General features: G+C 71.9%; 19 protein-coding genes. 12 read left to right on the plus strand and 7 right to left on the minus strand.

Features of this window, described 5'->3' with window-relative positions; genetic code table 11:
- Positions 1–42 precede the first annotated feature (42 nt).
- The 8 genes from OG289_RS16630 to OG289_RS16665 all read left to right on the plus strand — a co-directional run bounded on the left by OG289_RS16630 (position 43) and on the right by OG289_RS16665 (position 13,191).
- Entirely contained in the window at positions 43–1,491 is a 1,449-nt protein-coding gene (locus tag OG289_RS16630) for an acyl-CoA synthetase (RefSeq protein WP_327314803.1), read from the plus strand.
- A complete protein-coding gene (locus OG289_RS16635) occupies positions 1,488–3,275 on the plus strand; it encodes a carboxyl transferase domain-containing protein (RefSeq protein ID WP_327314804.1) in 1,788 nt (595 codons plus the stop codon). The genes OG289_RS16630 and OG289_RS16635 overlap by 4 nt, the downstream gene beginning before the upstream one ends.
- A gap of 52 nt (positions 3,276–3,327) precedes the next feature.
- A complete protein-coding gene (locus OG289_RS16640; RefSeq protein ID WP_327314805.1) occupies positions 3,328–3,654 on the plus strand; it encodes a CU044_2847 family protein in 327 nt (108 codons plus the stop codon).
- Positions 3,655–3,680: 26 nt separating this feature from the next.
- Positions 3,681–5,396, plus strand: coding sequence for a VMAP-C domain-containing protein (locus OG289_RS16645; RefSeq protein WP_327314806.1), 1,716 nt, complete (start codon positions 3,681–3,683; stop codon positions 5,394–5,396).
- 57 nt (positions 5,397–5,453) lie between these two features.
- Positions 5,454–6,590: an AAA family ATPase gene (locus OG289_RS16650; RefSeq protein ID WP_327314807.1), complete on the plus strand. Its 1,137-nt coding sequence runs from the start codon at positions 5,454–5,456 to the stop codon at positions 6,588–6,590.
- On the plus strand, positions 6,580–10,548 hold the full coding sequence (locus OG289_RS16655) for an SAV_2336 N-terminal domain-related protein (protein WP_327314808.1): 3,969 nt from the start codon (positions 6,580–6,582) through the stop codon (positions 10,546–10,548). The genes OG289_RS16650 and OG289_RS16655 overlap by 11 nt, the downstream gene beginning before the upstream one ends.
- A gap of 240 nt (positions 10,549–10,788) precedes the next feature.
- Positions 10,789–11,829: a rod shape-determining protein gene (locus OG289_RS16660; protein WP_327314809.1), complete on the plus strand. Its 1,041-nt coding sequence runs from the start codon at positions 10,789–10,791 to the stop codon at positions 11,827–11,829.
- A gap of 303 nt (positions 11,830–12,132) precedes the next feature.
- Positions 12,133–13,191 carry a glycoside hydrolase family 5 protein gene (locus tag OG289_RS16665; RefSeq protein WP_327314810.1) on the plus strand — a complete coding sequence of 353 codons (1,059 nt, stop codon included), beginning with the start codon at positions 12,133–12,135 and terminating at the stop codon, positions 13,189–13,191.
- A gap of 138 nt (positions 13,192–13,329) precedes the next feature.
- On the opposite strand, the gene tgmC is transcribed toward OG289_RS16665, so the two are convergent.
- From tgmC to OG289_RS16690, 5 genes are all read right to left on the minus strand, one after another.
- Entirely contained in the window at positions 13,330–14,463 is a 1,134-nt protein-coding gene (gene tgmC / locus OG289_RS16670) for an ATP-grasp peptide maturase system methyltransferase (RefSeq protein ID WP_327314811.1), read from the minus strand.
- Positions 14,460–15,428 carry an ATP-grasp ribosomal peptide maturase gene (tgmB, locus tag OG289_RS16675; RefSeq protein WP_327320701.1) on the minus strand — a complete coding sequence of 323 codons (969 nt, stop codon included), beginning with the start codon at positions 15,426–15,428 and terminating at the stop codon, positions 14,460–14,462. The genes tgmC and tgmB overlap by 4 nt, the downstream gene beginning before the upstream one ends.
- Positions 15,428–15,640: a putative ATP-grasp-modified RiPP gene (locus tag OG289_RS16680; protein ID WP_327314812.1), complete on the minus strand. Its 213-nt coding sequence runs from the start codon at positions 15,638–15,640 to the stop codon at positions 15,428–15,430. The genes tgmB and OG289_RS16680 overlap by 1 nt, the downstream gene beginning before the upstream one ends.
- Before the next feature lie 199 nt (positions 15,641–15,839).
- Complete coding sequence (locus OG289_RS16685) at positions 15,840–15,965, minus strand: hypothetical protein (protein ID WP_327314813.1); 126 nt, start codon at positions 15,963–15,965, stop codon at positions 15,840–15,842.
- Between the two features lie 142 nt (positions 15,966–16,107).
- Positions 16,108–16,470 (minus strand): hypothetical protein, encoded by a 363-nt coding sequence (locus OG289_RS16690; protein WP_327314814.1) that lies wholly within the window; start codon positions 16,468–16,470, stop codon positions 16,108–16,110.
- A gap of 209 nt (positions 16,471–16,679) precedes the next feature.
- Here OG289_RS16690 and OG289_RS16695 point away from each other — a divergent pair, with 209 nt between their 5' ends.
- Together OG289_RS16695 and OG289_RS16700 are read left to right on the plus strand one after the other, a co-directional pair.
- Positions 16,680–17,453 carry a GntR family transcriptional regulator gene (locus OG289_RS16695; protein ID WP_327314815.1) on the plus strand — a complete coding sequence of 258 codons (774 nt, stop codon included), beginning with the start codon at positions 16,680–16,682 and terminating at the stop codon, positions 17,451–17,453.
- A gap of 33 nt (positions 17,454–17,486) precedes the next feature.
- On the plus strand, positions 17,487–17,999 hold the full coding sequence (locus OG289_RS16700; protein ID WP_327314816.1) for a GNAT family N-acetyltransferase: 513 nt from the start codon (positions 17,487–17,489) through the stop codon (positions 17,997–17,999).
- A 184-nt stretch (positions 18,000–18,183) separates the two neighbouring features.
- Here OG289_RS16700 and OG289_RS16705 read toward each other — a convergent pair whose 3' ends face one another.
- Positions 18,184–20,451 carry a Dyp-type peroxidase gene (locus OG289_RS16705; protein ID WP_327314817.1) on the minus strand — a complete coding sequence of 756 codons (2,268 nt, stop codon included), beginning with the start codon at positions 20,449–20,451 and terminating at the stop codon, positions 18,184–18,186.
- A gap of 330 nt (positions 20,452–20,781) precedes the next feature.
- Between OG289_RS16705 and OG289_RS16710 the strand changes: the two genes are divergently transcribed.
- The gene (locus OG289_RS16710) at positions 20,782–22,683 is read left to right on the plus strand and encodes a galactose oxidase early set domain-containing protein (protein WP_327314818.1); all 1,902 of its coding nucleotides are present in this window, start codon (positions 20,782–20,784) and stop codon (positions 22,681–22,683) included.
- 37 nt (positions 22,684–22,720) lie between these two features.
- Positions 22,721–22,864: a hypothetical protein gene (locus tag OG289_RS16715; RefSeq protein ID WP_327314819.1), complete on the plus strand. Its 144-nt coding sequence runs from the start codon at positions 22,721–22,723 to the stop codon at positions 22,862–22,864.
- A 147-nt stretch (positions 22,865–23,011) separates the two neighbouring features.
- Here OG289_RS16715 and OG289_RS16720 read toward each other — a convergent pair whose 3' ends face one another.
- Positions 23,012–23,185, minus strand: a complete 174-nt coding sequence (locus OG289_RS16720) for a hypothetical protein (RefSeq protein WP_327314820.1) — start codon at positions 23,183–23,185, stop codon at positions 23,012–23,014.
- Positions 23,186–23,250 lie beyond the last annotated feature (65 nt).

Genomic DNA, 23,250 nt, shown 5'->3' on the forward strand with positions numbered 1-23,250 from the left:
GTACGTTCTGTCGTCACCGTCCACCCGACGCAAGGAGTGCCCGTGCCCTCGTCCTCTCTCTTCCCCGCCCTGACGGACGATCCGTCCGGCCGTCCCGCGCTGCGGTTCGGCGGGCGTTCCCTGACGTATGCGGAGCTCGCCGGGGCGGCCGGCGCCGTCGGCGAGCGGGTGCGGGGGGCCGCGAGGGTCGCCGTGTGGGCCACTCCGTCGCTGGAGACCGCCGTGGGGGTGGTGGGCCTGCTGCTCGCCGGGGTGGCCGCCGTGCCGTTGAACCCGAAGTCGGGCGAGAAGGAGCTCGGGCACATCCTGTCCGACAGCGGACCGGAGGTGGTGCTGGCCGCTCCAGGTGACGAACTGCCCGATGCCTTGAGGGGGTTGGTGCGGATCGACGTCGACGTGCACGGGGTCGGGGGAGCGGGCGGCGAGCCCGTGGGCGGTGAGGAACCCGCCCTCGTCGTGTACACCTCCGGCACCACCGGGCCGCCCAAGGGCGCGGTCATCCCGCGTCGGGCGATCGCCACGACCCTGGACGCGCTCGCCGACGCCTGGCAGTGGACCGGGGAAGACGTCCTTGTGCACGGGCTGCCGCTGTTCCATGTGCACGGGCTGGTGCTGGGGGTGCTCGGGCCGCTGCGGCGGGGCGGGTCCGTGCGGCATCTCGGGCGGTTCGACACCGATGGCGTCGCGCGGGAGCTGAGCAGCGGCGCGAGCATGCTGTTCGGGGTGCCGACGATGTACCACCGCATCGCCGAGGCGCTGCCCGCCGACCCGGCGCTGGCGAAGGCGCTCGCCGGGGCGCGGCTGCTGGTGTCCGGTTCGGCCGCGCTGCCCGTGCACGACCACGAGCGGATCGCGGCCGCGACCGGGCGGCGGGTGATCGAGCGGTACGGCATGACGGAGACGCTGATGAACACCAGCGTCCGTGCGGACGGGGAGGCGCGGGCGGGGACGGTCGGGGTGCCGTTGCCGGGCGTGGAGCTGCGTCTCGTGGAGGACGACGGGTCGGTCGTCTCCGCGTACGACGGGGAGACCGTCGGGGAGATCCAGGTGCGCGGGCCGAACCTGTTCACCGAGTACCTCAACCGGCCCGACGCCACCGCCGCCGCCTTCACCGCCGACGGCTGGTTCCGGACGGGCGACGTGGCCGTGCGCGATCCCGACGGGTACGTCCGGATCGTGGGGCGCAAGGCCACCGACCTGATCAAGAGCGGGGGTTACAAGATCGGGGCCGGGGAGATCGAGAACGCGCTGCTGGAGCATCCGGGGGTGCGCGAGGCCGCGGTCACCGGGGAGCCGGACGCGGACCTCGGGGAGCGGATCGTCGCGTGGGTCGTGCCGGTGGATCCCGCATCACCGCCGGCGGAGGGAGAGTTGGCCGATCACGTGGCCCGCCGGCTCGCCCCGCACAAGCGGCCCCGCGTGGTGCGGTACCTCGACGCGCTGCCCCGCAACGACATGGGGAAGATCATGAAGCGGGCGCTGCCGTCATGACGACGGGACGGGCGGGCGCGCGGGAGGTCATCGCCCTCGTCGCCGACGAGTTCCACGAACTCACTTACCCAGAGAGGGACTTCGCACCCGACGGCGCCCTCGGCTGGCCCGGCTACGACGCCTCGCGCGCCCGCGCCGCCCGGCGCACCGGCGAGTCGGAGTCCGTGGTCTGCGGCACGGCGAGCGTCGAGGGCACCCGGGCCGTGCTGATCGCCTTCGAGTTCGGCTTCCTGGGCGGTTCGCTGGGCGAGCGCACCGGTGACCGGCTGGAGGCGGCGTACACGTATGCCCGTGAACACCGGCTCCCGGTCGTGCCGTTGGTCGCCACGGGCGGCAGCCGCATGCAGGAGGGCATGCTCGCCCTCACCCAACTCCAGCGGGTGGCACGGCAGTCGGCGCTCACCAAGGAGGCCGGGCTGCCGCAGATCGCGGTCCTGCGGGACCCGACGACCGGCGGCGGCTGGGCCACCCTGGGCGCGGGCGCCGACGTGGTCCTGGCGCTGCCGGGCGCCCAGGTCGGCTTCGCGGGCTCCCGGGTCCGCCCACCGGACGCCGACCCGTCCGCCTACACGGCCGAGGCACAGGTCGCGGCAGGATCGGCGGACGCGGTCGTCCCCCCGGAGGAGCTGCGGGGCGTACTGGGCCTGTGGCTGCGGCTACTCACAGCCGGAACAAGCGGAGGAAACAGGCCGACCGGCGCTGACGAGCCGGGCGAGGCTGACGAGCCCGGCAAGACGAGCGGACCGGGCGGGGCGAGCGGGGCGAGCGGGGCAAGCGGACCGGGCGGAGCAAGCCGGCCGAGCGAGCCGGCTCCCGCGCCAGAAGCACTCGGGGCAGACGAATCCAGCGGGACAAGCCAGCCCGACGGACCGGGCGAGACGAGCAAGGCCAACCAACCGAACAGGCCCGCTCCCGCGCCAGAAGCACCCGGGGCGAGCGGATCGGGCGAGGCAGGCGAAGCAAGTGAAGTAGGCGAAGTAGGCGAAGTAGGCGAAGTAGGCGAAGCTAACGAGCCGGGCAAGCCAGGCGGAGCGGACGAGGCGGGCGAGGTGAACGGGGAGAGTGCGGCGGTCGAGGTGAGCGGGGGTGGCCGGGCGATCGTGCCCGCGCCGGTGCCGGAGGCGCTCGGGGTGGGGGGCCTTCCGGAGTCCGGGTGGGATGCCGTGCTTCGAGCCAGGTCACCTCAACGTCCGCGCGCCGCGCGCTACCTGGACGCCTACTTCACTCACCGCGTCGCGATCTCCGGGGACCGGTGCGGTGGGGTCGACCCCGAGGGGATGCTGTGCGGCTTCGGCATCCACCGGGGCCGTACGGTCGCGTACGCCGCGCAGACCGGGGCGGCGACCCGGCCCGCCGGCTACCGCACCGCCACCCGGCTGATCCGGCTCGCGGACCGGCTCGGGATCCCGGTGCTGACCCTGGTGGACACACCGGGCGCGGCCAACGACGCCGAGGCGGAACGGCAGGGCGCGGGCGCGGCGATCGCGGAGCTGTTCGGCGTGGTGGCCACCGCCCGGACGCCGCTCACCACGCTGGTGATCGGCGAGGGCGGCTCCGGCGGGGCGCTCGCGCTGGCCGCACCCGGCCGCACCTGGGCCACACCGGACAGCTACTTCTCCGTCATCGCACCCGAGTCGGCCGCCGCCATCCTCAAGCGCCCCCCGGAGGAGGCGGAGTCGACCGCGGACCAACTCCGCATCCGGCCACAGGATCTGGCGGCGCTGGGGGTGATCCGGAACACGAAGGCGCAGGGAACGCGGGACAATCTCCAGTACCGTCCGTGACAATGGATGTGCGCAGAGCCGCAGTCGATCTGGAAGGGGTTACGGGGACACCGTGGACGGACTGGTGGAGTTCAAGACCGACGACGGTGCCGTGGTCGCCGTCGAGGCGGTCACGGAGAGGCGGCCCGGTTCCCGCCTGGTGGCCCGGAGCGACGGGACGGTCCAGGCGGCCCGCACCTTCGAGGGCGCCCTGGAGGGCGTGCGCGCCGCCGCCGAGTCGGCGCTGCGCGTCTTCCGGGACGGGGCGTTACGGCCGGACGGCGTGGAGATCGAGTTCGGGGTGAAGCTGTCGGCGGAGACGGGCGCGATCATCGCGAAGGGCACGGCGGAGGGCCATCTCGTCGTACGACTGACCTGGTCGCCCCCCTCCCCCTCATGAACAGCCCCCGCATGGACAGCCCCCTCATGAACAGTGCGGAATGGCACGCCCGGATCGAGAGTTCCGGCGAGGTGGCGGGCGCCGGCTTCCTCGTCACCCCGCGCAGGGTGCTGACCTGCGCCCACGTCGTGCACCAGGCCGCCGCGGGCACGCTGACGGTGACCTTCACCGAGCGCCCCGGCTCCCCGGCCGTACCGGCGAGGGTGGTCGCCGACGGCGGCTGGGGCGGCGGCCCGACCGACCTCGGTGACCTGGCCGTCCTGGAGCTGGCCCACGACGTCCCGATCGCCCCGGCCGCGCTCGCCCCCGTGGACGCCGCGCACGGCCACCGGCCCGACCGGCCCCGCAAACTCGTCGTCTACGGCTTCCCGGTCGGCTTCGACGAGGGCACGCTCGCCGAATACCGCATCACCGCCACCCAGTTGCTCAACCGCGAGTGGATCCAGCTGGAGGCCTGGCAGCCCGGCGGACAGCCGCTCGCCCCCGGGTTCAGCGGCGCCGCAGTCACCCTCGTCGACACCGGTGAGGTCGTCGGCATGGTCACCGCGGCAGCCGGCGACCGGGGCGTGCACAACGGCCGGATGATGCCCACGGAAGTCATGGCCCGCTACTGGCCCGCCCTGGACGGCCTGGTCCCCACCGCCGACCACGGCACCGCCGACCGCGCCCGGCTGCGCGAACTCGTCGAGCGTGCCGTCCGCGCGGGCCTGGACGGCGATCCCGGGCGGCGCGTACGGCTCTACGAGGCGGCCCGGGGCCCGCTGGACCCGGACGCGCCCGAGGAGGGGTTCGACTCGCTGTGGTCGGCGGCCCTGTTCGTGCTGTGCGAGATCGACGGCGACGACGCGGCCACCACCGTCGCCCGCTTCACCGCCCATGTGGAGTCCCTGTTCCAGGCCCCCGTCGAGTCGGCCGCCGCACCCGACTGGTCACCCATCCTCGTCGACCTCCAGCACAGCGGCGCGGGCGACGGACACGTCCGCGTCGAGGTGTCCGCGTACAGCGGGGGCCGCCGGCATCCGGTCGGCTCCGACACCGTCGCGCAGGCCGGGCTGCGCGCCTATGTGCAGGACCGTATCGAGGCCGCGTTCCGGTATCTGACTCCCGGCTGCGACGAGTTGATCACGTTCGCGCTGCCCCGCGACTGGATCGACCTGCCCGTCGACCGCTGGGCGAGCACCCCCGACGACGACACCCCGCTCGGCTGCGTGTACCCGCTCGTCGTCACCGACCAGGCCCGCCGCCGGGCGGGCGTCCGGCACCAGCTGACCCGGGTGTGGAACCGGCTGGACTCCGTGCCCGGCGCGCGCGTGCACCGCGTCGAGTGCGGCAGCCCCGAGGAGCCGCGCCGGCTCCGGATGCGACTGCGCCAGGACGACGCCTGTCTCGCCGCCTTCGCCACCGCCCCGGCCGCGCCCCGCACCCGCCCCCACTTCGACACCTCGCTCAACGCGCCCGCCCCGATGGTGGTCTGGTCCCGCGAGGGCTGCGCCGCCGGCCCGGACGAGCCCTGCGCCGGCGGGGACGGCTGCGTGGGCAAGACGTTCCTGGACGAGCTCGACACCTGTCTGTCCGGCGTCCCGCCCGCCGAACTCCCGCGCCGTGTCCTGGCGTTGCGTGAGGAGGCCGACGCGGAGGACGGCCATTGGGCGCACGACATCCAGCTGCTGTGGGACGACCCGCGCGTCTTCACCGACCCGCACGGCCAAGCGCCCGCCCAGGTCCACTCCCCTGTGGCCTGAGCCACCTCTCCCCGCCCGCCCCCACCCCCGCCGAGTCACGCCGAGTTTCGGAGAACCATGCCGCACTGGTCCGTCTACACCGGGAACAGCGAGCCCCACGACGGCATCGACCGGCTGCCCGCGCCGCCGCCCTGGCGCGCGTTCGACGGCGAGCCCGTCGTGCCGCCGCCCCGGGACGCCGACGACGAGGCGGCCGTCTCCCCCGACCGTGTCCACCGCGCCCGCTCCTACGTCGCCACCCCGGAGAGCGTCCAGCTCGTCAACGCGGCCCTCGTGCTGCGCCGCCCCCTGCTGGTCACCGGCCCGCCCGGCACCGGCAAGTCCTCGCTGGCGTACGCCGTCGCCCGCGAGCTGGGCCTGGGTCCGGTGCTGCGCTGGAACATCACCAGCCGCTCCGCCCTGGCCGACGGCCTCTACCAGTACGACCCGCTGTCCCGGCTGTACGCGGCCCGGCAGGCGGCCTGGCGCGAACGGACCGAACGGACCGAACGGACCGAACGGACCGAACGGACCGAACGGGCCGGGCGCTCCGGTGCCGAGGAGACGGTCGAGGCTTCCGGGCTCCCCGGTGCCAGGAGCATCGGACTCTCCGGCACCGAGGGCGTCGAGGACCACCTCCGCCTAGGCCCCCTCGGCACGGCCCTGCTCCCCTACGACCGTCCCCGCGCCCTCCTGGTCGACGAGATCGACAAGAGCGACCTCGACCTGCCCAACGACCTGCTGAACGTCCTGGAGGAGGGCCAGTACGAGATCCCCGAACTCCTGCGCGCGGCCCGCCGCTCCGCCGAGGACGCCACCGCCGAGGTCCTCGCCGACGGCTCGGACACCCCGGTCACCGTCACCCGCGGCCGGATCCGCTGCCGTGCCTTCCCGTTCGTCGTCCTGACCAGCAACGGCGAGCGCGAGTTCCCGCCCGCCTTCCTGCGCCGCTGCGTCCGCCTGAAGCTGCGCCGGCCCGACCGCGAACAGCTCACCGAGATCGTCCGGGCCCACCTCGACACCCCGCCCGGCGAGGCGGAACACCTCATCAACCGCTTCCTGACCCGCGCGGCCGACGGCGAACTCGCCACCGACCAGCTCCTGAACGCCCTCTACCTCACCGGCGTCGCCGGCCTCGACGCGGACTCCCGCGACGCCCTGGCGGAACAGCTGATGCCCTACCTGAGCACGACGGCGGACGGCGATGGCTTCTGAGGCCACGCCGAGGGGTGACACATCCGCCCTGGAACGGCTGACCGCACTGCTGACGGCCGCGTCGGACATGGCTCCCACACCGCGCGAACTGGCCGAACTGCTATGGCTGGCAAGGGAGTTGGATGCTCCGGCGGAGACTTCCGGGGGCCCGGATCCGGACGGCGCGGAGGCCACGACTCCGTCGGCGCCCGCTGCTTCGGCCACGCCCTCGGCCGGTCCCCACGACCGGCCGGCAGCGCCCCCGCCCCTCCCTGGACCCCAGCCCCAGCCCCCGTCCCCCACCGGCCGCGTCCCCCTGCACCTCCCCGCCCCGGAACCGCCGAAGGACCCGGCACGCACCACCACCTCCACGGGTACCGCCACCACCACCGCCGCCGGCAGGACCGTCCTCGCGCCCGCGCCGCCGATGCTCCCCCACCCCCTCGCCCTCCAGCGGGCCCTGCGCCCACTGAAGCGGACGGTGCCGTCGGCGCGCGCCCGCCTCCTCGACGAGCGGGCGACGGCCGACCGCATCGCCCGGCTGGGCGCCCACCCCGACGTCTGGCTGCCCGTCCTGCGCCCCGCGCACGACCGCTGGCTGCGCCTCAGTCTCGTCCACGACACGGGCCCGACGATGCCGGTCTGGCGGCCCCTCGTCCGCGAACTGCACACCGTCCTGGCCCAGTCGGGCGTCTTCCGCACGGTCACCCTGCACCCGGCCACACCCGACGGCCGGGCTCGGCACGTCCCCGACCCGGCGGACGGCCGCACGGTCACCCTGGTCGTCAGCGACTGCATGGGCCCGCAGTGGCGGCCCGGCCCGGCGGGCGACCTCTGGTACGCCACCCTGCGGCACTGGGCGACGCGGATGCCGCTGGCCGTCGTCCAGCCGCTCCCCGAGCACCTGTGGCCCACGACGGCCCTGTCGGCCGAGCCCGGCCTGCTCACCTCCCCCACCACGGCGGCCCCGCTCTCCGCCCTCACGTTCACCCCGTACGACCCCGAGGCCGAGCCGCCGCCGCACGCGTCCCTCCCCCTGCCCGTCCTGGAACCGGGCGCGCCCTGGCTCGCCCACTGGGCGGCGCTGGTGGCGGGCCCCGGCGGCGCCCCCACCCCGGGCGCGGCCGCCTGGCTCCCACCGGCCCCCACCCCTCCCCTCACCACCGGCGAAGAACCCCCCGACCCGGCCTCACTCCCCGCCCAGGACCTGGTCCTGCGCTTCCGCGCCACCGCCTCCCCGGAGGCCTTCCGGCTGGCCGGTCACCTGGCCCTCGCGGTGCCCTCCGTGCCGGTGATGCGCCTGGTCCAACGCGCCGTGAACCGCGACCCTCGCCCGCAGCACCTGGCCGAGGTGATCCTCAGCGGCATGCTCACCACCGCCCCCGGCCCACCCGGCTCCTACGACTTCCGCCCCGGCGTCCGCGACCTCCTCCTGCGCACCCTGCCCCGCTCGACCCGCGGCCGCACCCGCGAACTCCTGGAACACATCGGCGGCCTGATCGACGAACGAGCGGGCCACACGGCAGGCGAGTTCCGGGCGGAAGCAGCCACCATCGAGGCCGACGGCACCGACACGGGCCCAGGCCCCGGCCCGGCGTTCGCCACGGTGAGCGAGGAGACGGTACGACGGCTGGGCGGGAACGCGGAGGAACCCGTGAGCCAGCCGGGTGGGGAGGCCGACGGCCCGCTGCACGTCCGGATGCTGGGGCCGCTGCGCGTCAGCCGCTCCTCGGAGACCCTGCCCCTCCCGTCCACCGAGGCCCAGGCACTGCTGTGCATGCTGTTGCTCGACGCCGAGCGGCGGGCAACCTACGACCAACTGGCCCGTGGTCTCTGGGCACAACCGTCCGGCAGGGCGGAGTCGGTCCGCCGTCTCGACGAGCTGGCCTCGCAGGTGAACAGCCTGCTCGGGTCCGGGACCGTGACCCGCACGTCCGATGGCTACACCCTGCACACCGTCGGGGTCGAGTTCGACGCCGACGCCTGCGAGGACGTCCTCGCCCACCCGCACCAGGACCCCCGCACCCAACGCTCCCGGCTCCGCGACGCCCTCCGCCGCTTCTACGGCGAGCCCCTCAAGAGCCTCCCCGGCCCCGCCGCGCGCGAGACCCGCTTCCGGTTGCGCTCCCTCCGCGTCGCCCTCCGTGCCGCCCTTGTCGAACTCCTCCTGGAACTGGGGGAGTTCGATGCAGCGTCGGCCGAATACGACGCCCTTCTCCGGGAGGGGCCGGACGCCGACACGGTGCGCAGGCTGCGCCCCCGCCTCCACGCCCACGAGGACCACCGAGCCGACTCCCCCTTCGGCCGCCCCGCGATCCGCTTCGAGAGCGACGACGGGCTCGACGCCCACCCCGAAACCCGCATCATCCTCGAACTGGCCGTCCACGAAGTCGTCACCCGTGGCGCTCTCACCCCCCAGCAGTACGAGATCCACGTCCACGGGAACGGCTACGTCGTCGAGACACACCCCGACGCCTACCTGCTCCCCGCCCTGGCCGCCGCCCTGCGCTGGCTCCCCGGCCCTCTCGCCGACCTGGCCGAACCGCCGCGCCTGCGCGTGACGTTCCAGGGCGGCCCGGAGGCCCCCGCGCCCCCGCAGGTCACCGCGCCCGTCCTCCTCACCGTCCCGCCCGCCCTCTACGACGAGTTCGCGCAGAGTTCCGCCGCCTCCGGGCCGCACCGTTTCCGCCCGCTGTACGGCGACGCCCCGGACGGGCCGCCGCTCGCCTGGTACTGCCCGCTGCCCGCGCCGCGCGCCGAGGACGAGGACCGGGATCTGGTGCGGGGGCCGCTGCTCACCCGTGACCTGCGGCAGCTCGGGATACCCGCCCCCGGCCGCACCGCGATCGTGCACACGCGCCCCGACGGCCCGCTCACCCTCCTCAACCCCGCCGACCCCTACGGCGGGCGTCCGCCGGGCCCGACGACGTACTACGAGGTCGACCTCACCCCTCAGCACGCCGTCCACCGGATCTCCCTGCCCAGCTCCGGCAAGGGCGAGTTCAGCGCGGCCGTGGAGCTGTCCTGGCGGGTGGCAGACCCGGTGGCGTTCGTGCGGGCGGAGGCCACCGGCGTGACCGAGCGGCTGCTGGCGCATCTGCTGAAGACGGCATCCCATATCACCCGCCACCACTCCGTCCGCCGGGCCACCGGCGCGCAGCGGGCCGTCAACGCCCAGCTCGGCAGGTGGCCGGTGCCGGGGCTGGCGGTGACGTGCGCGGTGACACTGGCGCCGGACTACGCCCCGCCCCCTCAGGTGCGCCCGACGGCCCCCGCGGCGCGCCCGCCGGCAGACCTGCTCGCCGACGCCGAGACCGTCCTGTTCGGTTTCGACGGCCCGCTGACCCGTCTGTTCACGGCCCCCACCGCCCGCGCGGCCGCCCTCGACCTGCTCTCCCTCGTCGCCGAGCACCGCGACCCCGAGGACGCCATGGCGGGCCGTCCGCCGGGCGACCCGGACGTGGCGGGGCGCGAGCTGTTCGTGCACCCGCTGGACGTGCTGCGCACCTTCGCCCGCGACCGCCTCGGCCCTCTCCTGCGCGACCGCCTCGACGAGCTGGAGCTGAGGGCCGTACCGAACGCGCCGACGACGCACCACTCCGTCGCCCTCGTCCGCACCCTGCACGGCACCGGCCGCCGGGTCGGGGTGGTCACGGACGTGTGCGAGCAGGCCGTGCGCCGCGCCCTGGAGTCCTACCGGCTGCCCCTCGCCGGCGTCCACGGGCGCGACGACGACCTCCGGCGCCTGACGCCGGACCCGCACTGTCTGCTGCGCGCCCTGCGCTCACTCGGCACGCCCGCCGCCACCGGTGTCCTGATCGGCTCCACGCTCGCCGAGCTCGCCGCCGCCAAGACGGTGGGCCTGCGCTTCATCGGCCTCGCCCGCAACCCCACCATCGAACAGGGCCTGATCGAAGCGGGCTGCGACGCGGCGGTCTCCTCCCTCACCCCCGTCCTGGAAGCGGCACGAGCGTTGTAGGCGGCACGAGCGTTGTGGGCGGCACGAGCGTTGTGGGCGGCACGCACGCTGCCGGCGGCTCGCACGCCGCCGACGGCCGCCGTCACCGTCGAAAATCCGGCCGATACGGGATGAGACCCCCATTCGGTCGCGCCCCACCCGGCCCATCCGAAAAGGCGGCCCCCTCCTCGCGCCCGCACGATGCGAAGGAGGCCGACCGCCCGGCGGCCCCCACGGTCTGTGCTCTCGGGAGGACCTGCCATGACCGCCAGTCTGGAGCAGCTGCGCCGCTGTCACTTCGCCGTCGACCTGGGTGCGGCGCGGACGCGGGTGTACGTGAAGGGGGCCGGGCTCGTCGTCGACCAGCCGTCCGCCGCCGCCGTGAACACCCGCACCGGCGCGCTGATCGCGGTCGGCGAGTTCGCCGAGAAGATGACGGGGCGCACACCGCACTACATCCGCGTCATGCGCCCGGTCTCCGGCGGCACGGTCGTCGACATCGAGATGGCGCAGCGCATGCTGCGCCATCTCCTCGGCGACAAGGTCCGCCGTCAGCTGCGCCGCAAGCCGTTCCTGCGCGCCGCCGCCTGCACCCCGCACGACGCCGACCCGCTCGCCCAGCGCGCCGCGATCGAGACGCTGGTCGGACTCGGCGCGCGACGCGTGGAACTCGTCGACACCCTCATCGCCGCAGCCGTCGGCTGCGGGCTGCCCGTCGAACGCCCCGAGGCCACCATGATCATGGTGTGCGGGGCGGCCGCGACCCAGGTCGCCGTGCTCTCCCTCGGCTCGATCGTGACCGCCGAGCGCATCCCGGTCGGCGGCGAGGCAGTAGACCACGCGATCGTCCAACACCTGCGCCACGAACACGAGTTGATGCTGCCGAGCCAGTCCGTACGCCCCTTGCAGCTGGCCCTCTCCTGCAGCGGCCTCACCCCTGAGGGGCCGGCGACCACCGAGATCCACGGGCGGGACGTCGCCACCGGCCTCGCCCGCTCCGTGCGTGTCGACACCAAGGCGGTACGGGACGCCATCGCGACCCCGCTGACCGCCGTACTCGACGGCATCGGCCGGGTACTGCGCGAGTGCCCGCCCGACCTGGTGGCCGACCTCGCCGACCGCGGGATCATGATGGTCGGCGGCTCCGCCCTGCTGCCGGGCTTCGACCAGATGCTGCGCCAGGCCACCGGCATGCCGGTGCACATCGCCGAACGGCCCGACATCTGCGCCGCGCAGGGCCTGGGCGCCATGCTGGAGGGCAAGATCGAGCCTCTGACCCTGGAGCCGATCTCCACCACCTGAGCCCCGCACACCGACCAGCCCCGCGAACCACCGACAGCCACCCCCGCGACCACGGGAGGCAACGACAACAGTCGGCACGGACGCCACGAACGCCACGAACGCCACAGACGCCACGGACGCCACGGACGCCACGGACGCCACGGACGCCACGAACGCCACGGACTGCAGCAGACGTTACCCGTGTGAAACCTTGACGATCACCCGGTCGGGTGCCACGATTCCGGCGCCGCCATGTTTACGCAAACATCAGCCACTGCGGGGCTCCGATGTTTACGCAAACATCAGAGCCGAAAGGGCACCCCCATGCGCCACACCCCCGCCAGAGCCTCCCTCTCCCCCCGCCTGCGCGCCGCTCTCGTCGCGGTCGCCGTCGCCGCGGTCAGCGGCAGCACCCTCGTCGGCACTCCCGCCTCCGCCGCCGCCCCGGCCACCGACACGACCCAGTTCAAGGGCGTGAACTGGGCCGACCCGCGCGACAACTTCGCCGACGACCTCCTCCAGCTGTCCGGCCTGTCGACGACCGACACCTACAAGCAGACCTACGCCAAGGCGACCCGGATCATCGCGGCGTTCCGCGCCAACCTCGGCGCCAACACGGTCCGGCTGCCGATCAACCCGTACACGGTCGACGGCGCGTACTGGAAGTCCTACCGCGGCGTCATCGACGCGGCCTCCGACCAGGGCTTCAAGGTCATCGTCTCCTACTGGGAGGGCACGGGTGACCGCAAGGACGGCTTCATCGACGACGAGGCCACGTACTGGCCGATGTGGGACACCGTCGTCAAGGCGTACAAGAACGACAGCCGCGTCTACTTCGAGCCGATGAACGAGCCGCACGGCTACACCGACACCGAGTGGGCCGACATCGCGGCGAAGTGGCTGTCGACGTACTCGAAGGTCCCGCGCAACCGCGTCTTCGTCAGCGGCGCCGGCTACAACGACCACGTGACCTCGGTCTGCGCCGACCCGCGCCTGAAGGGCACGTACCTCTCCCTGCACCACTACGGGTTCTGGAAGGACTACGCGACCTACGACCAGTGGGTGGCCGACCTGAAGGTGCGCATCGGCGACTGCGCGAACCGGACCGTCGCGGACGAGTTCGGCTCCCCGATGACCACCGGCCTGAACTACAACGTGAAGACGCCGGACAACAACTTCATCAACTACCTCCAGGCCGTCACGGACACCTTCCGCGAGCTGAAGATGGGCTCCGTGTACTGGCCGGGGCTGCGCACGGACGACACGTACTCCCTCCAGAAGCTCACCGGCACCACCGCGCGCCCCTGGCTGGCCACCACCAACCAGTCCGGCGCGGACCGACTCGCGTGGGGCTGGGGGCGGGGGAAGCCGGTCAAGGGCTGAGGTCTCTCGAACACTGAGGCGTGAGGGCTCACGGCCCACCTCCTCACCGGGCCCGCTGACCTGACGGTCGGCGGGCCCATCCCGTTCGGCATCCGGCATTCGGCAGGCGCAGGCGAACGCGGCGTTGCGGCCCGGAGGTCAGGTCGGCAGGCGCCAGTGCGGGCCGTCCGGGTCGCCCAGCCAGACGGTCTGGTCCCACTCGGTCACGGTCATCCCGAAGGCGGCCTGACCGGGCGCGCCCGCCTGCTGCCACACCGTGAGTGCGTCCTCGACCTGGTCCCACAGACGCAGGGGGCCGTCCTGGTGGACCGCCCAGCCGCTGCCGGAGGACTCGACCCACGCCTGCGAACCGGTCGCCACGTCGAGCAATGCGATGCTCTCTCCGGTGCGCACCAACTCAGCTGACGGCGCTGCCAGTTGAGCCACGAAGTGGCCTGTCCAGTCCTCCAGCAGCGCCGGGTCGACACGGGTCGGCCGGGTGGCGCCGGGGTGCGGGTAGAAGGTGGGGCGGGGTGGGCGTTCATGGGGGCGGGCGAGCATGTACGAGACCGTGTCGCCGGTGAAGCGGCCCCGGGCGATCCCTTCGTCGTCGAGGGTGAGCCGGATCAGCCCCGAGGCGAGCATCCATCCGTTGATCGAGGTGACGATGCTGCCGCCGTCGCGGAGCTGCCACAACCACGACGGGGGAATGGTGCGAACGGCGCACGTGGCGATGACGACGTCGTACTCCGCACCGTCCTGGTGTCCGCCCAGGCCGTCACCGACGACGAGGTTCGGGGTGTGGCCGACGGCTTGGAGGTGCTGCGCGGCAGTCGCGGCCACGTCCTCGTCGTACTCGACGGAGTACACGGCCTTGTCGCCGAGTCTGTGGGACAGGATGGCGGTGGAGTAGCCGGTGCCCGTGCCGATTTCGAGCACCTTGTCACCGTCGCGGACGTCTGCGAGTTCGAGCATCCGCAGGACGAGGGACGGCAGGGTGCTGGAGGAGGTGGGGCGGCCGGAAAGGGGGCCGGGGGCGTCGGCGGCGGCGAGGCCGTCGACCTGGGTCACCCATGTGGTGTTCGAGTAGACCATCTGGAGCCACTCGTCGTCGCCGAGCCGGTCACGGCGCACCGGCTCCCACCGGTTGCCCGTGGGGCGGAACACGATGTCGTCCAGGAAGACTTCGCGGGGCACGGCTTCGACGGCCGACCGCCAAGCAGGGTCGGTGAGTTGACCGCGCTCGGCGAGCTCGGCGGCGAGGTTCTGGCGGAGGGAGGCGCTGCTGGTCATCGGCGGTCCTGGTCAGGCTGCTGGAGTTGGTCGGCGATGGCTGCGGTGATCTGGCTGGTGATATGGGCGGGGAACCAGGCGAACTGGCCGTTCGGATTGCACTCGTACCAGTGCCACATGCCGAAGGAGTCGAACCCGAAGTCGAAAGCGCCGTACGCCAACCCGAACACCGCGAGGTAGTCGCGCACGCCTTTCGCCACGCCCGGCGGCACGTCGATGAGGGTGTAGGTGAGGTCGTCGTAGTACCGGCGCCAATCCAGGCCAGGAGCCCCGTCGATCCGCACCGCGAACAGCCGGTCGCCGACGGCGGTGAGCCGAACGTCCGCGACCTTGTCCACGCGCTGCTGGAACAAGTGCATCGTCCGGCCGACGCCGGCGTTCAGGTCCTGCGGGGCCACTTCCTCGACCCACACGGTCAGGGCGTGCCCCTGCGGGTCGGTGTAGTCGCTGTTGTACAGCGGCTTGTAGACCACCGGCCCGTACTCGGCCACAAACCGACGCCCCTCATCGACGTCGTTCGTCAGGAGCGTCGGCGGAACGCGCAGCCCGCACTGCGCTGCCGCCGCCAGTTGGGCGGGCTTGTACTCGGCGGCCCGGTTGCGCCACGGATGGTTCACGTAGTGCGCGCCCGGCAACGCGGCCAGGATCCCGCCGAGCCCGTAGCGGGCCTGGTCGGCACACCAGCGGGCCTCCTGCTCGTCCAGGCCGGCGGGAGCGGCGTACGGACGTGGCCGCCGCCAGTAGACCGACCGCACCTCGTCCAACGCCACGGTCCGTGTCGCCGTTTGGATCTCGCCTCCGAGCCCGGAGGCGTCGACCCGCGCCTTCACGATGACGGTGTCGGGGAAGTCCGCCGGGTCGACCCGGGCCACCGGCACCCCGCGCCGACTCAGCTCCTCGATGACGACGTCAGCCGTCGCGTCGTCCAACTGGGTGACGACAAGCACGGGCGGCGACATCGTGATCAATCGGAGTCTCCCTGCTGGTCGCTGCCCTGGTCCGTGTTGCCGTCCGGCGAGGTCTTCGTCGCCGTCTCCTTGGACGTCTCGCTGCGCTTGTGCCGATCCATGCACGGCACGTCCCTGCCGTCCGGCCCGACCCACCGCCCGGTCTGGCTCTCCGGATCCAGCACGACCGTAGCCGCGGTCAGCGCGGCGGAGGCCGGGAACGGCTTCATCCGGGTCAATCCCCACGGCTTCGGAGTGAACACCCTCCGCGAGCTGGCGGGTTGGGGCCTTGCAGTCGTTGTCATGAGTTCTCCTTCGCGAGATGTCAATGTGGAACAGGCCTGCGCCGTCGTGCCTGGCACGCGCGCCACGGCACGACGGGAATCTTGGTGCGGCCCTGACCCGAAGCGGCCGCCGTGGGGGTGCGTGTCAGTACGGCGCTCGCGCCAGCACCAGGACGAGAACAGGGGCGGTCACCGCCGCCACGTACACGAAGAGGCCGGTGATCGACCTCACGAGGGGTCCCTGGACGGCGGCTGCCGGTGGCACGAGCAACGGCAGCGGGATACGAGCAGTACGCCTGTGGAGTGCGGCAGAGGCACATCTCTGAGCTGGCGGCACAACGCGTGCACTTCCTCGTAGCCGGGCTTGCGCGCCAGCGTGCACTCGGTGGACAGGGCAGGCGTGCTGGTTGTCGTCACGAGCGATCGCCACCGCCTTTGTCGACGTCGTCGTCCCCGTCGTCGTCATCCGGCTGGGCCAGCCGGGCGCCCCTGCTGTCGGCCACGCGCAGCACATCGCCGAGTACCTGCGTCGTCGCCCGCAGCGCGTGCCGTAGCGCGAACTCACCTGCCTTGCGATCGTCCAGGACAGCTCTTGCGCCGGTGAGAACGTGGGCTCCGTCCCGGAGTTGGTCCGCCTCGAGCTCGTCCGCGAGCCGGGACAGTAAGCCGTGGGTGCCGTCCGTGGACAGGAAGCACGGCTTGCCGGGTTCGGTCTCCCAGGGCAGCAGCCGCAGTCCCGAAAAAGCCGAGGGGACGGCGTTTCGGTCGTAGCTCACGCGCCCACCCCTCCCACAGCTGTCGGTGTCACGGGCATCATGAAAGCTCCCTTCCAAGGGAACCGGGGCGGTGCATCTGCTTGGCGGTAGGGCGCCGCCCCGGCATGGTCCGGCCGAGGACATCGGCCGATTACTGGCTCAAGCCAGTTTGGCCACGGAGGGTCACGCGCGTCAAGCTACTGGCTTAAGCCAGTTGCTATGCTGCGGGTATGACAACGTCCGGGCCCTCCTTGAACCAACCGCCGAGCAGGCGCATCGCGGAGGAGCTTCGAGCCGCCATCGAGGCCGGGCACCTCGCGCCTGGCGACAAGCTGCCCTCCGAACGCGCGCTGGCCCAGGAGTACGGAGCCGCCCGCAACACGGCTCGCGAGGCGATCCGACTCCTCGCGGAAGAAGGGCTGGTGACGGCCCGTCACGGGAGTGGCGTCTTCGTACGGGAGCCGCAGCGGCTGTTCCGCTTCGGCAGCGACCGCTACTCGCGCAGCAACCGCGAAACCGGACTGACCCCTTTCCGGCTCGAAGCCAGACGCCAGGGCAAAGAGGCCCGCATCGACGTCGCGTACATCAGCCGGGAGCACCCGCCCCAGGACATCGCCGAACGCCTGGACGTACCGGTCGACGAGGACAGTGTGCTGCACCGGGAGAACCACTACTTCGCCGACGACGAGGCCGTGCAGATCGTGTCGACCTACCTCCGGTGGGACGAAGCGCAGGGCACGCCGCTGACGCAGCCCAGGACCGGCAAGGACGGTATCTATGGCCGACTCGAAGACCTCGGCCACATCATGACCCGGGTACGGGACGAGATCACCGCACGCATGCCTACCCCTGCCGAAGCGGCCGTTCTCGACCTGCCCTCTGGGGTCCCTGTCATCGAAGTCCTTCACACAAGCCTGGATCAGGAGGGTGAGCCGTTCGAGGTGTCCCGGTACGTACACCGCGCGGACCGGACCGGCCTGCTCTACGAACTGTCCGTCGAGTGAAAGTCGATCGGCCGAGCACACAAGGAGCCCAGCATGGAGAGCATCGTCATCCGCCCCTTCGAGGACACGGATCTCCCCGGAGCGGCGGCGGCGTTGACGGAAGTGCATGCCACCGATGGATACCCGGTCGAAGGCGTGGCCCTGCCAGAAGCGTGGCTCCGGTCAGACGACGTACTCGCCTCCTGGGTCGCGGAGGTGGAGCGAAGGATCGTCGGCCATGTGGCGGTGATGCGGCCGCACGGCGAGGACGCCGTGTGCCTGTGGGCCGGGCTGAGCGGGGACGACGAGCACCGCATCGGGGTCCTGGCCCGCCTCTTCGTCGTCAGGGAGGCGCGGCAACGTGCCCTGGGCGAGCGGTTGGTCCGGACTGCCATGAATTACGCACTGAGCCACCACCGCCGCCTGGTGCTGGACGTCATGGTCAAGGACACCGCCGCCATACGCCTCTACGAGCGCCTCGGCTGGACCAGGACCGGGCGGGCCGAGCATCACTACGGAAACGGACAACTCATCGACGCCATCTGCTACGTGGCTCCCGGCACCTGACCTTGCGCCCTTCAGCGACGACGTGATCGTGACTCCGTCGGTGACGCATATGGAGCCGACGGCATCTCACCTTCGAGGACCAGAACGACGTCCACCGGCTCGCCGCCGAGTACAGCCGGCGGCCGCGGACCCGGATGGTGTGGGCAGCCCCGGTCACCCGGGACGCCCACACCACCGGCGGGCCTCAGCCGGTCAGGGACTTCCACAGCGTGAGCGAGCGGTCCTCGACCGCGACCTGGTCGTTGTGCCCGTGGCCGTCGGCGATGGAGATGATCCGGTATTTCTGCTGGTGGAATACCCAGAACAGGCTCAGCCCGTTGATGCGTTGCATGTCCGGCACGGCGAGGAACTCGTCCACGCGGGAGACGCCGGCCAGCGACTGCCACAGACTGAGCGAACGGTCGCCGCGCTCGACGACGTCGTTGTGCGCGGAGCCGTCGGCGATCGAGATCAGCCGGTAGACCTGCTGCCCCAGGGAGGAGTGGAAGAGCCAGTAGTGGCTCTTCCCGTTCTGGCGCTGCATGTCGGGCACCGGCAGGAAGGCGTCCACCTGCGCGATTCCGTTGAACGAGGCCCAGGCCGAGATCGGCCGGTCGGGCCGGTCGACGGCGCCTGCCGCCTCGGGGTCGAGTCCGGACTCCGCTCCGTCCGCGATCGAGATCAGCCGGTAGACTTGGCGGCCTTCAACGGTGTGGAACAGCCAGTACCGGCTCCGGCCGCCCACGCGCTGCTCGTCCGGCACCGGCAGGATCGCGTCCACCTTTGACACACCGATGTAGCACGGCCAGGTGGCCAGGGGCCGGTCGGGGCGCTCGACAACGTCCTTGTGCTCGTCGCCGTCGGCGATGGAGATGGTGCGGCAGACCGGTCCGTCACCGCCGGTCCCGTAGGCCCAGTACCAGCTCTTGCCGTTGTCCCGCCGGCGATCGGGAATCGGGAGGAAGGCGTCGGTCGGCCGGACGGTGTCCGGGAGCTTGTCGGTGAGGCGGCCGTCGCCCAGCAGCCGCAGTGTGGCGAGCGAGGGGACGAAGGCGTAGACCGAGCCCTCGGTGGTGACGAACTGGTGGAAGCTCAGCTCGGTCGTCGCGTCGGGGCTCTCGAAGTTGACCTTGCCGGTGGGGCCGACCATCGGGTCGGGGCCGGGCTTCATGGGGCGGTTCGGCGGGAAGTCGACGTTGTTGATCCAGCTCTTCTGGATGAACTCGAACTGCTCGACGAGGTCGGACTGGTAGCAGACGAAGAGCAGCCCGCGCGGGTGGTCGGGGCCGCCCGGGCCGTCCGAGGCCGGGTCGAAGGGCGCACCGTAGGGGGCGCCGCGGCGGATGATCCGGCGTCGGTCCATGACCGGGTTCTCGGGGAACGGCTCCGCGCCGGGCTTCTTCTCCAGGCCGTCCCGGGGGTTGGTCTTGCGCAGGTGGGAGAAGAGCGGGGTGGTGAACCCCTCCGGGTCGTTGCGGTAGCCGAAGTCGTTGTCCTGGCTCGCGAGGGCGTTGTCGGGCATGTCGGCGTGCGGGCACTTGGCGACGGGAGTGCCCGAGCGCCAGCGGCCCACCAGGCGGGCGGCCAGCCATTCGGTGGTCGCCTCGTCCGGCACCACCTTGGCCTTCCTCAGGACCTTCAGTTGCGCGGTGACCTGGGCCCACCAGCCCGGGACGTCCTGACCGAGCCGGCGCACCACCTGGAAGCTGCCGTTGTTGGCCCATTCGGGCATCTCGTCGTACGGAATCCCGCCGACCCGGTCGTGCCCGATGACGAACTCACCGGGCGGGATCAGCCGGGTGCCCGGGTGGCCCTTGACGTACACCGGCCGCTCCGGGTCGGGCTCGTCGAAGCCGATCACCCCCGGCTCGCTGACCCCGTCCTTGAAACCGAAGTGTTCCTTTCCGCGGCGGGTGCCCGGCAGCGTGGCGCCGTTCTGCTGGAAGACGATCACGATCTTGGCCTGCGCGGCTGCCTCGCGCTGGGCGGTCAACGCGTCCTGGAGCCCCTGGGCGGTGTCGGAGGCGACGGTGATCACGGCGTGCACGGTCTGGCCCTTGCCGTCCCCGAACAGCCAGTTCTCGGGTGAGCTGTCGCCGGTGTCGCCCAGCGAGCGCTTGTGGGACCCCTCCTTGAACGCCTCCAGAGTGCCGCCCTCCCGTACCGAGGGCAGGGGGTCCTTGCCGCCGACGAGGACCTTCAGACCCTCGTAGGTGAAGCTGACGTTCGTCCAGGTGGCCTTCAGTGTCTGCGGGTCGTCGCCTGTGGCCTGCCTGGCCTTGCGAAACGCCGCGTTGAAGGTGGCCACCTGCCTGGTGGTGGAGATCTGGGATGCGAGCCGCTTCACCCAGGTACGGGCCCGCGCGGGGTCCTCGAACTTGAGGAAGAGCAGCGTCATGCGGTCCTTCTTGAAGCCCGCGATCACATCGCCCTGGATGTCGTCGCTCTCACGCAGTTTGAGCTCTTCTGTCATGTCTTCTCCTTGCCGGTCACATATGCCATGGAATGATCACAGTAATCGCGACGCTACGCAATGTGATCGACGAAGGGTGGGGTGCCGCCGGACAGGCCCGTCAACAGGCACGCGCCGTGACGCAAAACCCCTGTCCCGTACGGGTCCTGACTCGTTCGGCTGCCGGGAGGTCACCCGCCCGCCCGACATCGCGCGACAGCGGGCGATCAGGCCGTGAACACTGTGAGTAGTCATGTGCTCGCGTCATGTGCCCGCCATCGGGTCGGTGGCACGGCGCGGCCGCGACGCCACCGCTGCGCGCCCCGCGCCCCTTCCCCCGCAAGGAGCCCCATGTCCCGTAGGAACCTGACCGGGCCGTCGTCCAGACGGATGCTGTCCGCGGCGATCTCCGCGTGTGCCGTCTCCGCGCTGACACTCGCCGTGCTGTCGTCCGGCCCGGCCGCCGCCCACGAGCACGGCGGTGACGCCCCCTCGGCCGACCGGGCGCAGGTCGACCCGGACGAGGCGACGGTCATCGGCAAAGAGCACGCCGAGGAACACGCCACGACCAGAAGGGCCGTCAAGGCCGTCGGCGAGTACCCACAGTCCACCCGCACCGAGCGACTCAAGGCACTCGGGGCCTCCCAGGCCAAGGTCAACGCGGACTTCGACGCGATGGACTCCGGCCGGTTCCGGGAGTACTTCCAGTCCCCGGACTTCGCCGCGCACATCGCCATGCTGCCCACCGGCAAGGTGCTGCTGTTCTCGTTCGAGCGCATCGAGAGCAACCCTCAGAAGGAACCCGCCCCGACCGACACCATCGGCAAGGAGAACGCGGGCCGCGCATACCTGTGGGATCCGGCCAAGGGCACCGGCCCGGGCTCGTTCACCAAGGTCACGCCGCCCGTGATCAACATGCCGGACGGGCTCAACCAGCCCCGCCCCGCGCCGTTCTTCTGTGCCGGTCATTCCTTCCTGCCCAACGGGATGCTCGGCGTCTTCGGCGGCAACCTCGGCGGCAACGGCGGTTCCGGCGCCAAGCTCTCCCTCGTCTTCGACCCGTGGGAGGAGAAGTGGTACCAGAACCAGGACATGGTGGTCGGCCGGTGGTACCCGTCGGTGGTGACCGGCGCGGACGGGCGGCAGCTGATCATGTCCGGCCAGTCGGAGCTCGGCTGGGGCACCCCCACCTCGATCGTCGAGCGCTTCCCCGTCCTGAACAAGCCTGTGCCCACGGCCAAGACGGACAAGCCGGAGGGCTGGGCGGTGGAACGGTTCAAGACCGACGCCCCGTTCAAGCGGGACTACCCGCACCTCTTCTCACTGCGGGACGGCAAGATCTACGGCCTGGGCAGGAACCCCGAACAGCAGTGGAAGTTCGACGTCACCACCGAGACCCGGACGGACCTGGCACCCCGCCCGGACAACATGCCGCGCAACTACGGGTCCGCCGTGCCGCTCCCGGCCGGCTTCAAGGGCCCGGACTCGGTGCTGGTACTCGGCGGGGACCGGAACGATGCGAACACCTATCAGCTGGTCGGCGGCCAGTGGAGCAAGGAGAAGGCGAGAGCCTTCGGCCGCACCCAGGACGACACCCTACTCATGCCCGACGCGACCCTGATGACCGTCAACGGCGCCTTCGACATCCGCGACTACGGCAACGGCCCGTACAACCCCAACGCGGATCTGAAGTATCGCCAGATCGAACTGCGCGACGAGAAGGGGAACTGGAAACTCGGCCCGGCCCAGCGACTGCCGCGCGGCTACCACTCCAACGCCGTGGTGCTCCCGGACGGCCGGGTGATGGTCACCGGTGACGAGCTCCAGCAGCTCGCCAACGACCCCGACATCACCGACGACATGAACGGCAGTATCGAGATCTACGAGCCGGCCTACCTCCAGCAGGGCAGCCGCCCCCACCTCGGCACCGTGTTCAACCCGTCCGTCGGATACAACGAGAAGATCACGGTGAACAGCAACACCGCCGCCGACGTCACCCGCGCCGTCCTGCTGGCACCGACCACCGCGACCCACTCGGTCAACACCAGTCAGCGCCACCTCGACCTGCGGATCAAGAGCCGCAGCGGCAGCTTCCTCGAACTCCAGGCACCTCCGTCGGCCAACGCTGCGCCGCCCGGCTACTACATGCTCTTCCTCCTCAATGAGGAGGGCGTACCCAGCACCGCCGGCTGGGTCCAGCTCAAGCCGGCCTCCGGCGGCCAGACCCGGGGGTCGAGCCTCCGTCCGCACTAACCGCCCGGCTCTGAGGGCCTCCGCTCTTCGGAGATCCTTGGGGGGCTTCGACTCCGTCATCGCTCAGGACCCCGGCGAGGTGTTCGTCGCTGCCGCCGAGACGGCGGCCGGGCTCGCCGTCGTCCTCAACGCCCCGGAGAACACTTCCTCCCCGCCGTTTCTCCGGCTGACGCTCGGCTGAGCCGTACGTACGAGAGGGGGCAGGCAGCCGGGGTGTTCCGGCTGTCTGCCCCCCTCTCGTAACGGGCCGATGTGCGGGTTGGTCAGGCCTTCGCCTCGACCGCCTCCGGCGCGGTGTCCGGCGTGGTGAAGAGGCCGTTGATCGCTCTCACGAGGGGTCCATGGGCGGCGGCTGCCGGTGGCACGAGCAACAGCAGCGGGGTACGAGCAGCGCCTGTGTGGAGTGTGGCAGGAGGTCGGCGAACCTGCGCTGGGTGAGCCTGGCCAGTCTGCGCTGTTCCCGGATTCGGGCGCCCGTGTGGTTGTCATCCAGTGGAGGCATGGTGGTCTCCGTTCTGAGCAGCCATGTGGAACAGTACCCGCGGCCGATCGCCCAGTTGCTCTCTT

The sequence above is a fragment of the Streptomyces sp. NBC_01235 genome (assembly GCF_035989285.1).
Lineage (GTDB): Bacteria > Actinomycetota > Actinomycetes > Streptomycetales > Streptomycetaceae > Streptomyces.